Origin of the sequence: Vogesella sp. LIG4, from assembly GCF_900090205.1 — a bacterium.
Lineage (GTDB): Bacteria > Pseudomonadota > Gammaproteobacteria > Burkholderiales > Chromobacteriaceae > Vogesella.
The window spans coordinates 822,454-835,673 of sequence record NZ_LT607802.1; the positions used below are offsets into that span (position 1 = coordinate 822,454).

Here is a 13,220-nt window from a genome sequence, read left to right on the forward strand (position 1 = left end):
GGGTTGGCCGCAGCCTCAGGCGTCCGGGTCGGTGGCTTCCAGTTCCAGCGAGGCGGCCAGCAGCGCCAGCCGCGCGATCACGCCGTAAGCATAGAAGCGGTTCGGCGGTGCATCCGGGCCTGCCTGACGATCCGGCAGACAGGGCTTCTCGAACGACAGCGGCACGAAGTGCATGCCCGGCGCGTTGAGGTTCTCGTCCACGCCGCGGCCGGTGTGCACGCGGTAGAAGCCGCCGGTCACGTAGCGGTCCATCATGTAGATCACCGGCTCGGCCACCGCCTCGTTGATCGATTCGAAGGTGTACACGCCTTCCTGCACGATCACCTCGGATACTTCCAGCCCTTCCTTCACCACCGACATCTTGTTGCGCGCCTTGCGGTTGAGGCCGATCACCTCTTCCGGCTTCTTCACGCTCATCACGCCCATGCCGTAGGTGCCGGCATCGGCTTTCACGATCACGTAGGGCTCATGGTCGATGCCGTACTCGCGGTACTTGGCGCGAGTGCGCGCCAGCACGCTTTCCACCTTGGCGGCCAGTTCGTCCTCGCCCTGGCGGGAGTGGAAATCCATCCCGGTGGCGGTGCTGTAGTAGGGGTTGATCAGCCACGGGTCGATGGAGATCAGCGAGGCGAAATCATCCGCCACCTTGTCGTAGGCAGCGAAATGGTTGCTCTTGCGCCGCACCGCCCAGCCGCCATGCAGCGGCGGCAGCAGGTTCTGCTCCAGGTTTTTCAGGATGTCCGGAATGCCGCCGGACAGATCATTGTTCAGCAGCACGATGCAGGGGCTGAAACCGTCGGCCAGCACCAGGCGGTTGCCGCGGCGCTCCAGCGGCTCCAGGGTGATCACCGCGCCATTGGCGGCGGTGAGCTGGGTCGGCGCGGTAACTTCCGGGTTCAGCGAACCCAGGCGCACCTTGAGGCCGGCCTGCTCGAAGATGTGCACCAGCGCCGCCACGTTCTGCAGGTAGAAGCTGTTGCGGGTGTGGTTCTCCGGAATCACCAGGATGTTGCGCGCTTCCGGGCAGACGCGATCCACCGCGCTCTGCGCCGCCTGCACTGCCAGCGGCAGGAATTCCGGGTTCAGGTTGTTATGCCCGCCCGGAAACAGGTTCATGTCCACCGGTGCCAGCTTGAAGCCGCTGTTGCGCAGGTCCACCGAGCCGTAGAACGGCACGGCATGGTTGTGCCACTGGCTGCGGAACCAGTGTTCGATATGCGGCTGCGCAGCCAGGATGCGGCTTTCCAGCTCGCGTAGCGGGCCGGTCAGTGCGGTGGTGAGATGCGGTACGGTCATGTTGCCCTTTCTGCCGAGGGAATTCGCAATCCATGCATGGTGGGGACGCTCCCGGCCAGATTCAAGCCTGCGGCCAACATGGAAATAGAACAGCGTGTTTCTTGCAAGATTAGCAAACCACGCCTTGCCTGGCTGCAACAGTAATCAGACGACGACAAGCAGCATACGTTCGACCTTTGACCGTGCAGGCAGCCACAAAAAAACCCGGCCGGTGCCGGGTTTTTTCATGCAGTGGTTCAGCGCGTGCTCACGATCTAGCGAGCTAGGGCGAGACAAGGCGAAAACGGCTAAGGAAGCGGAATTGACATGAAGTCAATGAGCATTCCGAAGACGTTTTCAACGCCGTATCGCCGACGCGCAGCAGATCGTGAAAGCGCTTACAGCGGCCACGGCTCGCCATAGGCTTCCTGATACAGCTGGCGCAGCCGCGTCCAGTCGAAAAAGTGGTTCTGGCAGCCGTGGGTGGCTACCTTGATGGCACCGATCACATTGGCCAGGCGGCCGGTGACTTTCCAGTCCAGGCCGTACTTGATGCCGTACAGCAAGCCGGCGCGGAAGGCATCGCCACAGCCCATCGGGTCCACCGGCTTCACCGGCATCTGCACGCGCGGAATCAGGTGGATGCTGTCGCCGACGTAGATCTCGGCGCCCTTGGAGCCACGGGTCACCACCAGCGCCTTTACCTGGCTGCGCAGATCGTCGATGGTCAGCCCGGCGCGCTCGCGCATCAGCTCGCTTTCGTAGTCGTTGATCGCCACGTAGTCGGCCAGTGCCACGATTTCGTGGATTTCCTCGCGCGACAGCAGCGGCAACTCCTGGCCCGGGTCGAAAATGAAGGGGATGCCGGCAGCGTGCAGTTCGCGCGAGTGCTGCAGAAAGGCCTGATGGCCGCCCGGCGACAGAATCGCCAGCTCGATGGCGTCCGGGATATCGGCAATGTGGTTTTCGGTGGCAAAATCCATCGCCCCCGGGTGGAAGGCCATCAGCTGGTTGCCGTCCTTGTCCGAGATGCCGAAGCACTGCGAGGTGTACTGGCCGGGAACGGTGCGGATGAAGCGGTCATCCACGTTGTTGCGCTTCAGGTGCTGGCGGTAGGGCTCGAAATCCTCGCCCACCACGCCCATCACCATCGGACGCTCGCCCAGCAGGCTCAGGCTGTAGGCAATATTGCCGGCCATGCCGCCGAATTCGCGGCGCATGGAGGGCGCGAGGAAGGTAGTGGAAATCTTGTGCAGCTGATCCGGCAGGATCTGGCTGTCAAAACGGCCCTTGAAGCCAAACAGGGTATCGTAGGCTAGCGCCCCGCAAACCAGAATCGACATGACTCGCACGAAAACTAAAAGGCAATCGGCTAGTCTATCATGAAGCTTGCGTGACAGTCAGCCGCGAACTGCGGCCAACATGCAGATATCTAACGGCTTTTTGTATATTACTACGGAATAAATCATGACCTTGCACCGCCAGGCCGCCACTGCGCTGCTCGCCCTGCTGCTCCCCGTGCTGGCCCACGCCGACACCACGCTGGGCACCATCCCGCTGAACACACCGGAAGGCAAACCGGCGCAGTTTTCGCGGCTGCAGGGCAAGCTGACGGTGGTGAATTTCTGGGCCACCTGGTGCGCGCCGTGCCGCGTCGAAATGCCGATGCTGTCGGCGGAGGCGAAAAGGTTGGCCGCACGCGGCGTACGCTTCGTCGGCATTGCACTGGACCAGCCGCAGCAGGTGCAGGGCTTCCTGAAGCAGACGCCGGTGAGCTACCCCATCGTGCTGGCCGACGGCGACGGCATCGAACTGATGCGCAACCTGGGCAACAAGGCTGGCGGCCTGCCGTTCACCGTGATCCTGAACGAGCACGGCCAGCCGGTGAAACAGGTTCTGGGCGTGCTGGACCAGAAGTCGCTGATGCAGGCGCTGCCGCTACACTGAGTGACCTTACAGGTCGAAGTGTTCATTGCGCAGGGTGCTGACGTTGTGTCCCGGCAGCAGGCTGCGCACGGTGTCGGTGAGCGTATCGCGCATGCGCAGCAACTCCGGCACCTTGGCGGCCACCTCGGCTGCATCCTGCTGCTGCAGCGCCTGCCACAGGTGGAAGCTGTCGCTGCCGATGCCCTGCAGTAACTCCCCCAGTTCGCGGTAGCTCGGGTGCTGGCCGTAGCCGCGCTGCCCCTCTTCCAGGTACCAGCCGGCGAACTCGGCATAGCTGGCGGCATCCCAGTCACCTGGCTTGCCGTCGCCGGCGGCCAGTTCCAGCAGCCGGCTCAGCGTGGCACGGTAGGCCAGCTCCAGGCGGAACAAGGCGATATCCGGCTGCGTCCAGCGCTGTCGTGCCGCGAACTCCCACTGCGGGTTGCCCTGCCAGCGGCGCACCCAGTCGAAGAAATTCTCCGCCGGCATCGGCCGCGCAATGCCGTAGCCCTGCGCCACCTCGCAGCCCAGGTACAGCAGCAGCTTGCCGTGCTCCTCGGTTTCCACGCCTTCCGCCACCAGGTGGCGGTTGAAGGCGCCGGACAGGCCGATAATACCCTGCACAATGGCCAGGTCGTCGGTGTCCTCATGCATATTGCGGATGAAGGACTGGTCGATTTTCAGCTTGTCCGCCGGCAGGCGCTTGAGATACAGCAGCGAGGAATAGCCGGTGCCGAAGTCGTCCAGCGCGAAGCGCACGCCCAGCGCCTGGCAGTCGCGCATCAGGCTGATCACCCGCTCCAGGTCCGACAGCGCGGTGCTTTCCAGCACTTCGATCTCCAGCATGTCGCGCGGCACTTCCGGGTATTCCTGCAGCAGCACCGCCATGCGCTGCGCGAAGTCCGGCTGCTGCAGGTGGAAGGCGGAGATATTGACGCTGATGCCCAGCAGCAGGCCGCGCGCGCGCCATTCCTGCATCTGCGCCAGCGCGGTGCGAATCACCCACTCGCCCAGCGGGATGTCCAGCTCGCTGTCCTCGATGTCGGCCAGGAAGGCGCCCGGCGCCAGCACGCCGTGCTGCGGGTGGTGCCAGCGCAGCAGCGCCTCGGCGCCCACCACCTTGCCATTGCGCATGTTCACCTTGGGCTGGTAGTACAGCCGCAGCTCGCCCTGCTGCAGGGCCTGTTGCAGCCTGGCCAGGCTTTCCTTGCGGCTGCGGCGGCGCTTGTCGTGCTCGGCATCGAACAGGCGGTAGCCGTTGCGGCCCTGTTCCTTGACCTGGTACATGGCCTGGTCGGCATGGCGCAGCAGGGTATCCGGGTCGTGCTCGTCCTGCGGGTACAGTGCCACGCCGATGCTGGCGGTGAGCTGCAGCGGTATGCCGGACAGCTCGTACGGCTGGGCGATGATATCCAACAGGCGCTGCAGGCTGCTGTGGCAGGCTTCCAGGTCCGGCAGGTCGGTCAGCACCAGCGCGAACTCGTCGCCGCCGAGACGCGCCACGGTATCGCTGCCGCGCAGCGCATCGCGCAGCCGGCCCGCTACCTGGATCAGCAGCTGGTCGCCGTACTGGTGGCCGTAGCGGTCGTTGATGCGCTTGAAGCCGTCCAGGTCCAGCACGCACACCGCCAGGAACAGGCCGTTGGCATTGGCGCGGGCAATGCTCTGCTGCATGCGTGCGGCCAACTGTCCGCGGTTGGGCAGCTGCGTCAGCGCGTCGTGGTGCGCCATGCGGTCCAGCCGCTGCTCCTGCTCCTTGAGTATGCTGATGTCGGTGAAGATGGCGATGTAGTTGCGCAGCGTGCCGGCGTCATCCAGCACGCTGGTGATCGACAGCAGCACCGGGTAGTGGCTGCCGTCCTGGCGCCGGGTCCACACTTCGCCCTGCCAGTAGCCCTCCGCCACCAGCTGCTGCAGCAGCTGCTCGTAGAACCCGGCATCGTGCCGTGCCGAGCAGAACTCCTTCAGCCGTGTTGCCTGCAGCTGCTCGCGCTCGTAGCCGCTCATCTGGCACAGCGCGCGGTTGGCATCCAGGAAGCGGCCGCGCGCATCGGTGACGGCGATGCCTTCGCGCGAGTGCTTGAACACTCCGGCCAGCAGCCGCAGCTGGTTCTCGGCGCTGCGCAGCTCGCTGATATCGTTCCAGGCACCGATGATGCCGGCCACCTTGCCGTCGTCGCCGTAAAACACGTTCTTGGAAAAGCTCACCTGCCGCCGCTGGCCGTACTGGTCGCGCAGCTCGCCGTAGTAGTCCTGGCGCACCGCACCCTGCAGCAGCGCGTCATCGTGCTGTTGATGCACCTTTGCCAGCTGCCGCCCCCACAACTCTTCCGCGCTCTTGCCGCGAATGGCGTGCCGCGACTGGCCGATGATGTGGGCGAAGGCTTCGTTGCAGCCCAGGTAGCGCCCTTGCAGATCCTTGTAGAACACCGGCATCGGCATGGCTTGCAGCAGCATGTCGGCAAAGTGGCGGCCGTGATTCTCCCCCTGGCGCGCCATCTGCAGCTGCGCGGTCAGCGCATTGCAGGCCTGCGCCAGCTGGCCCAGCGCATCGTTGCCGCCCACTGCCAGGCGCTCGGCCAGGCTGCCTTCCGCCTGCGCGCCCGCGCGGCGCGACAGCTGCCGCAAGCGCCAGTCGTGGCTGTGGAACAGTATGGCCAGCCAGGCGGTGACCAGCAGCAGCAAGGCAAACGGCAGCAGCTGGCCATGCGGCCAACCCTGCCATGGCAGCCATAGCAGTGCCGCCAGCTGCAGCCAAAGCAGCAGCGGCGCCAGCCGCCACGACAACAGGTAAGCGCTCAGGGTGCGAATCATGATTTCGTGTTTCCAGCAGGCGTGCCATGGCCAGCGCCAGTGCGCGGCCACGCCCGGTGTGTACCCTTTTCTGATGTTGACCGGCGCGCGCCGCTGCGCCGTGGTCGATGATGGTCATGCAGCAGGCATGAATATTCGGTGTTGTTGCGCATGCCGCCGCGCGCAGCAAGGCTGCCATCAACTTGCCTGCCCTGCCAGCCACTAAACGATAAACTGCAGCCCACTGTATCGTTTCGATAAACGTGGTTTATGACAAAACGCAAACAAACGCCGAGTAATGACGGCTTTTCCCTGCGCTGTAGCAAGTGGGCTACAAGCAAATGATATGTCATCTCCCGTTATTTTTTTCGATAATTGTTACCTGTAGAAGCAGCACAAACCACGGGCTGCCAGCAAACAAAAACGGCCGGGGGAACCCGGCCGTTTTTGCTGCATCGCGTACTGGCCTAGATGCCAGCAGCCAGTCGCGCGCCCTGATCGATGGCGCGCTTGGCATCCAGCTCCGCCGCCACGTCGGCACCGCCGATCAGGTGCACCGGCTTGCCGGCCGCCAGCAAGGGCTGCTGCAGTTCGCGCAGCGGCTCCTGCCCGGCGCAGAGGATGATGTTGTCCACCGCCAGTACCTGCGGCTCGCCCTTGATCACCACATGCAGCCCGGCATCGTCGATGCGCTCGTAGCTCACGCCCGGAATCATCTTCACCTGCTTCATCAGCAGGCTGCTGCGGTGGATCCAGCCGGTAGTCTTGCCCAGGCCCTCGCCCACCTTGCTGCTCTTGCGCTGCAGCAGGTAGACCTCGCGCGGGCTGGGGTGCGGCTGCGGGCCGCTGGCGGCCAGGCCGCCTGCGGTGGCGACATCCATGTCCACGCCCCACTCGCGCATGAAGGCTGCCACGTCCAGCGACGGCGACTTGCCTTCGTGGGTGAGGAACTCCGCGGTATCGAAGCCGATGCCGCCGGCACCGATGATGGCCACCTTGCGGCCAACCTGCTTGCCGTGTTTCAGCACATCCAGGTAGTTCAGCACCTTGGGGTGGTCCACGCCCGGAATGTCCGGTGTGCGCGGCGCGATGCCGGTAGCCAGTACCACCTCGTCAAAGCCCGCCAGCTCGGCCGCCGTCACGCGGGTGTTCAGCCGCAGCGCTACGCCGGTAGTCTCGATGCGGCGCGCGAAGTAGCGCAGCGTCTCGTGGAATTCCTCCTTGCCCGGAATGCGCTTGGCCACGTTGAACTGGCCGCCTACTTCGGCGGCGGCGTCGAACAGGGTGACATCGTGGCCGCGTTCGGCGGCAATGGTGGCGAACGCCATGCCGGCCGGGCCGGCGCCGACTACCGCCAGTTTCTTGCGCGTGGCAGCCGGGGGGTAATTGAGTTCGGTCTCGCGGCAGGCACGCGGGTTCACCAGGCAGCTGGTGAGCTTGCCCTGGAAGATGTGATCCAGACAGGCCTGGTTGCAGCCGATGCAGGTGTTGATCTCGTCGCCGCGGCCGGCGGCGGCCTTGTTCACGAACTCGGCGTCGGCCAGGAAGGGACGCGCCATCGACACCATGTCGGCACAGCCGTCGGCCAGGATCTGCTCACCCACTTCCGGGGTGTTGATGCGGTTGGTGGTGATCAGCGGAATGCTCACCTTGCCCATCAGCTTTTTGGTCACCCAGGCAAAGCCGCCGCGCGGCACGCTGGTGGCGATGGTGGGCACCCGCGCCTCGTGCCAGCCGATGCCGGTGTTGATGATGGTGGCGCCGGCCAGCTCCACTTCCTTCGCCAGGGCCACCACTTCGTCGAAATTGCTGCCGTCCTGCACCAGGTCCAGCATCGACAGCCGGTAGATGATGATGAACTCGCGGCCCACCGCGGCACGCACCGCGCGCAGCACTTCCAGCGCGAAGCGGATGCGGTTCTCGAAGCTGCCACCCCAGCGGTCGCTGCGCTTGTTGGTGTGGCGGGCAATGAACTGGTTGATCAGGTAGCCTTCCGAGCCCATCACTTCCACTCCGTCGTAGCCGGCCTGCTGCGCCAGTTTCGCGCAACGGGCGAAATCGGCGATGGTGCGCTGGATATCGTCTTCCGACATTTCGCGCGGGCGGTAGAAGTTGATCGGCGCGCAGATCGGCGATGCCGACACCAGCTGCTCCTGGAAGCTGTAGCGGCCAGTGTGCAGGATCTGCATGGCGATCTTGCCGCCGGCGGCGTGTACCGCGTCGGTAACGATGCGGTGCTGCGGCACCTCGTGCTCGTCCGCCAGCATGGAGGCGCCCTCGGCCACGCGGCCTTCCTCGTTCGGGCCCACGCCGCCGGTGACGATCAGCCCCACCCCGCCGCGCGCGCGCTCGGCGTAGAAGGCGGCCATTTTCTCGAAGCCGCCCGGTGCTTCTTCCAGCCCGGTGTGCATCGAGCCCATCAGCACGCGGTTCTTCAGGGTGGTGAAGCCCAGGTCCAGTGGCGCCAGCAGGTGCGGGTAAGCCGTCATGATGTTCATCCTCGTGTCGGGTTGCTCGTGCAAGCCCTTGATTATCGGTATGGCACAGCCTGCCGGCGACGATACTTACTGGTTAGTAAGTTGTCAAACAGTCGTTTTAAAAATAGGGCGGCGCACGCCAAAACGACAACGCCCGCCAGAATGGCGGGCGTTGCATGGCGGCGAAGGTGCGCTCAGCGGCTGGTGACGCGATTCAGCCAGGCCAGCAGGTCGGCCTCGAACTCGCCGCGGTTGGTTTCGTTATGCATCTCGTGGCGGCCGCCGCGGTACACCGTTACCGTCACATCGCGCAGGCCGGCGCGACGATAGCGTGCGGCCAACTGTCCCAGCCCCAGCTTGCCCAGGCTCACCGGGTCGCGGCTGCCGGCCTGCAGCCACACCGGGCAAGCCGCCGGCAGCGACTTGCCGTCGGCCTCGCCCGCCTCCATGACGATGATGCCGCCGAACAGGTCCTGCCACAGTTGCGGCGTGGGGTGATGCCCGCACAGCGGGTCGGCGATATAGGCATCCACCGCCGCCGCATCGCGGCTGAGCCAGTCAAGCCGGGTGCGCGCCGGCACGAAGCCCAGGTTGAAGCTGCCGAACACCAGCGAGGTCATGAACGGGCTGGGGCTGGTGGCGCCGCCCAGCCGGCCGGCCAGCCGGGCCACCTGGCGCATCAGGCGCGCCAGCCAGTGCTGGCGGTAGCCGGTGGCGGACAGCACCAGGCCATCCAGCCGCTGGCCGTAGCGCAGCAGGAAGCTGCGGGCGATGAAGCTGCCCATGCTGTGGCCATACAGCACCAGCGGGCAGTCGTGCTGGCTGCGGGCGTAATCCACCACGCAGCGCACATCGTCCACCACCAGCTCCCAGCCGCCACGGGCGGCGAACCAGCCTGGCACTGGCGCGTAGCGGCCATGGCCACGATGATCGTGCGCGTAGACGGCATAGCCGGCGGCGGCCAGGCTTGCTGCCAGCGGCGCATAGCGCTCGGCGTACTCGCTCATGCCGTGGCTGATCACCACCACGCCGCGCGGCGCGCCCTCCGGCAACCAGCGCAGGCCATGGATGGTGCTATCGTCCCCGGCTTCCAGCGTGAATGTCTGCATGCATTCTTCCCCATGGCAAAAAAAGACAGCCATTGATGACCAATGGCTGCATGATGACTACAGTTTGGCAGATTATGCCAATAGATAGAAGGGTGCCTCGAAAAACCCCGATTTTCAAGCGAGACAAGGCGCGAACGAAAAATCCCGACGCCGCATAGGGTTGCCATGCAAGGCGGGACAATCGTGAGCAACGCCGTATCGCAACGAAAGCAGGAGGTTTTCGAAGTGCCCGGAAGCGCCGCGCGGCTCAGGCCTGCAGCGGCTTGCTGTCGTAATTGGGGTTGGTGCGTGCGGTCAGCACGTGATCGCGCCAGGCGCCGTTGAGGAACAGGTAGTCCTTGGCATGCCCTTCGATCTGGAAGCCCAGCCGCTTGAGCAGCGCCGCGCTGCGGATATTGTGCGGCTGGTAGTTGGCCTGCACCCGGTGCAGGCGCAGGTTGATGAAGGCGAACTGCACCACCGCCTCCAGCGCCTCGCTCATCAGGCCCTGGCCTTCGCAATCCTTGTCCAGGCCGTAGCCGACATGGCAGGCCTGCAGCACGCCACGCACGATATTGCTGATGGTGATCATGCCGATCACCCGCCCCGGCTCCTTGTCGCGCATCAGCAGGAAGGTGGCGCCGCGGCCCTCGCGCCAGTCTTCCTCGCGCTGGCGCATGCGCATCGACCAGAAGAATTCGGAGAAGAACATGCCGCCCGGAGTAGGCTCCCACTGCGCGAAATGCTCGCGGTTGCGTTGCTGGTAATCGAGCACGGCGCGCGCCCAGGCGGACTCGGCCGGCAGCAGTTGCAGACGATCGGTAGACAGGGGGGGCTGCGATGTCGCCATCGGGGAACTCCGGTGTACAGCGGAAAGGCGCAAGTATGCCATCAAGCGACTGTTCGCGGTTTGATTCCGGCCAGGGCGGCGGCCGGCGAGCATGAAAAAACCCGCGCCGGCGGCACGGGTTCAGGCGATGCGGCTTGCGGCCAACCTTAGTTGCCGGTCAGGCGCTCCAGCGCTTCGCGGTACTTGGCGGCGGTCTTCTCGCGCACGTCCAGCGGCACGGCCGGGGCCGGCGGCTGCTTGTTCCAGCCGGAAGCTTCCAGCCAGTCGCGCACGAACTGCTTGTCGAAGGACGGCGGGGTAGTGCCTTCGGCATAGCTGTCCGCCGGCCAGAAGCGGCTGGAGTCCGGGGTCAGCGCCTCGTCCATCAGCACCAGGGTGCCGTCTTCGTCCAGGCCGAACTCGAACTTGGTGTCGCAGATGATGATGCCGCGCTTGGCGGCGAACTCGGCAGCGGTCTTGTACAGCAGGATGGCGGTGTCGCGCACCTTGGCGGCCAGCTCGGCGCCAACGATGGCCTCGCACTGCGCGTAGGTGATGTTCTCGTCGTGATCACCCACCGCCGCCTTGGTGGACGGGGTGAAGATCGGCTGCGGCAGCTTGCTGGACTCCTGCAGGCCGGCCGGCAGCTGGATGCCGCACACGGTGCCGGAGTGCTTGTATTCCTTCCAGCCGGAGCCGGCCAGGTAGCCACGCACCACGGCCTCGATCATTACCGGCTTCAGGCGCTTGGCCACCACGCCGCGGCCGGCCACCAGCGGCAGGTCCGCCGCCGATACCACGTCTTCCGGCTTGTCGCCGGTGAGGTGGTTGGGCACCACGTCCTTCAGGGTGTCGAACCAGAAGTTGGAGATGGCGGTCAGGATCTGGCCCTTGCCCGGAATCGGGTCGTCCAGGATCACGTCGAAAGCGGACAGGCGATCGCTGGCGATCATCAGCATGCGCTTGTCGTCGATCTCGTACAGGTCACGCACCTTGCCGGAGTAGATTTTCTTCAGGCTGGTCAGTTGGCTCATGAAACTTCCTTCACAAAAGCAAAAGGCGATGCCTTGTGGGCACCGCCTGAATCCTTACAGGGTATCCTTCAGCGCGCGCGCCTGTTCCAGCGCGGCGTCGACGTTGGCCGCAAGCACGCAGTAGTGGCCCATCTTGCGGCCCGGGCGCGCCTCTTTCTTGCCGTACAGGTGCAGATGGGCGTTCGGCGCTTCCATCAGTACCGCCCAGTTCGGCTCGCCGCCGTCCTCGGCCCAGACATCGCCCAGCAGGTTCACCATCACGATGGGCGACAACAGCTCGGTCTTGCCCGGCAGCAGGCCGCACATGGCGCGCACCTGTTGCTGGTACTGGTCGGTGACGCAGGCGTCGATGGTGTAGTGGCCGGAGTTGTGCGGCCGCGGTGCGATCTCGTTCACCACCAGGCTGTCGTCGCCCAGCACGAAGAATTCCACCGCCAGCACGCCAACGTAATCCAGCGCCTCGGCCAGCTGTAGCGCGTACTGCTGCACACGGGCGGCCAGTTCCGGGGCGATGCGCGCCGGCACGATGGATTCGTCGAGGATGCCATCCTTGTGGATGTTCTCGGCCACCGGGAACACCGCCACCTGGGCAGTGCTGACGCGGGTGACGATGGCGGACACTTCCAGCTTCAGGTCCAGCATCTTTTCCAGCACGCAGGCCTCGCCGCCCTGCTGGGCGAAGGCGGCGCGCGCCTCGTCGGCGGTTTTCACCCGCTGCTGGCCCTTGCCGTCGTACCCCAGACGCGCGGTCTTGAGGATGCCCGGCAGGTAGTCGGTCAGATCGCCGGCCAGATCGCCGGCCTGTTCCACCGCCAGGTAGGGCGCGGTAGGCAGCCCGGCCTTGTGCACCCAGCTCTTCTCGGCAATGCGGTTCTGGGCGATGGCCACGCAGTCGCCGGACGGCGACACGCGCGTGCTGGCGGCCAGCTGGCGCATGGCGTCGGCGTTGACGTTCTCGAATTCGGTGGTCACCGCGGCACAGCTGGCGGCCAGGGTTTTCAGCGCTTCTGCATCGTCGAACGGCGCGCACAGGTGCACGTCGGCAAAATCGGCGGCCGGTGCATTGGCATCCGGGTCCAGCACGGTAACGCGGTAGCCCATGCGCTTGGCGGCGGTAACGAACATGCGGCCCAGCTGGCCGCCGCCGAGGATGCCCAGCATCGCGGGCGGCAGGATGGCGCGCATCATTCCACCTCCGGCAGCGTCATCGCCAGCACGGTTTCTTCCTGCTTCTTGCGGAAGGCCTTGAGCTTGTCGGCCAGCTGCGGGTTGCCGTTTGCCAGCATGGCCACGGCGAACAGGGCGGCATTGGCGGCACCGGCTTCGCCAATGGCGAAGGTAGCCACCGGAATGCCCTTGGGCATCTGCACGATGGACAGCAGCGAATCCTCGCCACGCAGGTATTTGGACGGTACCGGCACGCCCAGCACCGGGATGTGGGTCTTGGCAGCCAGCATGCCCGGCAGGTGGGCAGCACCGCCGGCGCCGGCGATGATGGCCTTCAGGCCACGCGCTTCGGCTTGTTCGGCGTACTGGAACAGCAGGTCTGGGGTGCGGTGGGCGGAAACGACGCGGGTTTCGAACGCGATGCCGAAGTCTTTCAGTACGCGCGCGGCGTTCTGCATGACTTCCCAGTCGCTATTGCTACCCATCACGATGCCAACTTCGATCATGGAGGCGAGTCCCGTCAAGGAGAGAAAAAACGGGATTTTACCTGATTCGGCAAGGGCTTGCCCGCCGGATGTGGCGGAGTAGGGATAAAGGTTGGCCGCAAGGCATGCGGCCAACCTTGCACGGC

10 protein-coding genes are annotated in these 13,220 nt (G+C 65.2%); 1 reads left to right on the forward strand and 9 read right to left on the reverse strand.

Translation table 11 applies throughout. The annotated features are described in order from the left end of the window. Positions 1 to 15: 15 nt before the first annotated feature. Positions 16 to 1,296 carry a glutamate--cysteine ligase gene (gshA, locus tag PSELUDRAFT_RS03960; protein ID WP_088965608.1) on the reverse strand — a complete coding sequence of 427 codons (1,281 nt, stop codon included), beginning with the start codon at positions 1,294 to 1,296 and terminating at the stop codon, positions 16 to 18. Between the two features lie 377 nt (positions 1,297 to 1,673). Continuing rightward, positions 1,674 to 2,618, reverse strand: a complete 945-nt coding sequence (locus PSELUDRAFT_RS03965; protein ID WP_088965609.1) for a carbohydrate kinase family protein — start codon at positions 2,616 to 2,618, stop codon at positions 1,674 to 1,676. A 124-nt stretch (positions 2,619 to 2,742) separates the two neighbouring features. Between PSELUDRAFT_RS03965 and PSELUDRAFT_RS03970 the strand changes: the two genes are divergently transcribed. Next, a complete protein-coding gene (locus PSELUDRAFT_RS03970) occupies positions 2,743 to 3,222 on the forward strand; it encodes a TlpA disulfide reductase family protein (protein ID WP_088965610.1) in 480 nt (159 codons plus the stop codon). A 6-nt stretch (positions 3,223 to 3,228) separates the two neighbouring features. On the opposite strand, the gene PSELUDRAFT_RS03975 is transcribed toward PSELUDRAFT_RS03970, so the two are convergent. From PSELUDRAFT_RS03975 to purE, 7 genes are all read right to left on the reverse strand, one after another. Beyond that, positions 3,229 to 6,015 carry an EAL domain-containing protein gene (locus tag PSELUDRAFT_RS03975; protein WP_088965611.1) on the reverse strand — a complete coding sequence of 929 codons (2,787 nt, stop codon included), beginning with the start codon at positions 6,013 to 6,015 and terminating at the stop codon, positions 3,229 to 3,231. Positions 6,016 to 6,461: 446 nt separating this feature from the next. Beyond that, on the reverse strand, positions 6,462 to 8,483 hold the full coding sequence (locus PSELUDRAFT_RS03980) for an NADPH-dependent 2,4-dienoyl-CoA reductase (protein WP_088968374.1): 2,022 nt from the start codon (positions 8,481 to 8,483) through the stop codon (positions 6,462 to 6,464). Between the two features lie 182 nt (positions 8,484 to 8,665). Further along, the gene (locus PSELUDRAFT_RS03985; protein ID WP_088965612.1) at positions 8,666 to 9,580 is read right to left on the reverse strand and encodes an alpha/beta fold hydrolase; all 915 of its coding nucleotides are present in this window, start codon (positions 9,578 to 9,580) and stop codon (positions 8,666 to 8,668) included. Between the two features lie 247 nt (positions 9,581 to 9,827). Continuing rightward, positions 9,828 to 10,409 (reverse strand): GNAT family N-acetyltransferase, encoded by a 582-nt coding sequence (locus PSELUDRAFT_RS03990; RefSeq protein WP_088965613.1) that lies wholly within the window; start codon positions 10,407 to 10,409, stop codon positions 9,828 to 9,830. A gap of 146 nt (positions 10,410 to 10,555) precedes the next feature. Further along, a complete protein-coding gene (locus PSELUDRAFT_RS03995) occupies positions 10,556 to 11,422 on the reverse strand; it encodes a phosphoribosylaminoimidazolesuccinocarboxamide synthase (RefSeq protein WP_088965614.1) in 867 nt (288 codons plus the stop codon). A 54-nt stretch (positions 11,423 to 11,476) separates the two neighbouring features. Beyond that, positions 11,477 to 12,607, reverse strand: coding sequence for a 5-(carboxyamino)imidazole ribonucleotide synthase (locus tag PSELUDRAFT_RS04000; RefSeq protein WP_088965615.1), 1,131 nt, complete (start codon positions 12,605 to 12,607; stop codon positions 11,477 to 11,479). Next, on the reverse strand, positions 12,607 to 13,095 hold the full coding sequence (gene purE / locus PSELUDRAFT_RS04005) for a 5-(carboxyamino)imidazole ribonucleotide mutase (RefSeq protein WP_088965616.1): 489 nt from the start codon (positions 13,093 to 13,095) through the stop codon (positions 12,607 to 12,609). The genes PSELUDRAFT_RS04000 and purE overlap by 1 nt, the downstream gene beginning before the upstream one ends. Positions 13,096 to 13,220: the final 125 nt, after the last annotated feature.

What these genes read in the sequence shown, in the direction of transcription:
- gshA (WP_088965608.1), bottom strand. Translation starts at nt 1,296, where the DNA reads ATGACCGTACCGCATCTCACCACCGCACTGACCGGCCCGCTACGCGAG.
- PSELUDRAFT_RS03965 (WP_088965609.1), bottom strand. Translation starts at nt 2,618, where the DNA reads ATGTCGATTCTGGTTTGCGGGGCGCTAGCCTACGATACCCTGTTTGGC.
- PSELUDRAFT_RS03970 (WP_088965610.1), top strand. Translation starts at nt 2,743, where the DNA reads ATGACCTTGCACCGCCAGGCCGCCACTGCGCTGCTCGCCCTGCTGCTC.
- PSELUDRAFT_RS03975 (WP_088965611.1), bottom strand. Translation starts at nt 6,015, where the DNA reads ATGATTCGCACCCTGAGCGCTTACCTGTTGTCGTGGCGGCTGGCGCCG.
- PSELUDRAFT_RS03980 (WP_088968374.1), bottom strand. Translation starts at nt 8,483, where the DNA reads ATGACGGCTTACCCGCACCTGCTGGCGCCACTGGACCTGGGCTTCACC.
- PSELUDRAFT_RS03985 (WP_088965612.1), bottom strand. Translation starts at nt 9,580, where the DNA reads ATGCAGACATTCACGCTGGAAGCCGGGGACGATAGCACCATCCATGGC.
- PSELUDRAFT_RS03990 (WP_088965613.1), bottom strand. Translation starts at nt 10,409, where the DNA reads ATGGCGACATCGCAGCCCCCCCTGTCTACCGATCGTCTGCAACTGCTG.
- PSELUDRAFT_RS03995 (WP_088965614.1), bottom strand. Translation starts at nt 11,422, where the DNA reads ATGAGCCAACTGACCAGCCTGAAGAAAATCTACTCCGGCAAGGTGCGT.
- PSELUDRAFT_RS04000 (WP_088965615.1), bottom strand. Translation starts at nt 12,607, where the DNA reads ATGCGCGCCATCCTGCCGCCCGCGATGCTGGGCATCCTCGGCGGCGGC.
- purE (WP_088965616.1), bottom strand. Translation starts at nt 13,095, where the DNA reads ATGATCGAAGTTGGCATCGTGATGGGTAGCAATAGCGACTGGGAAGTC.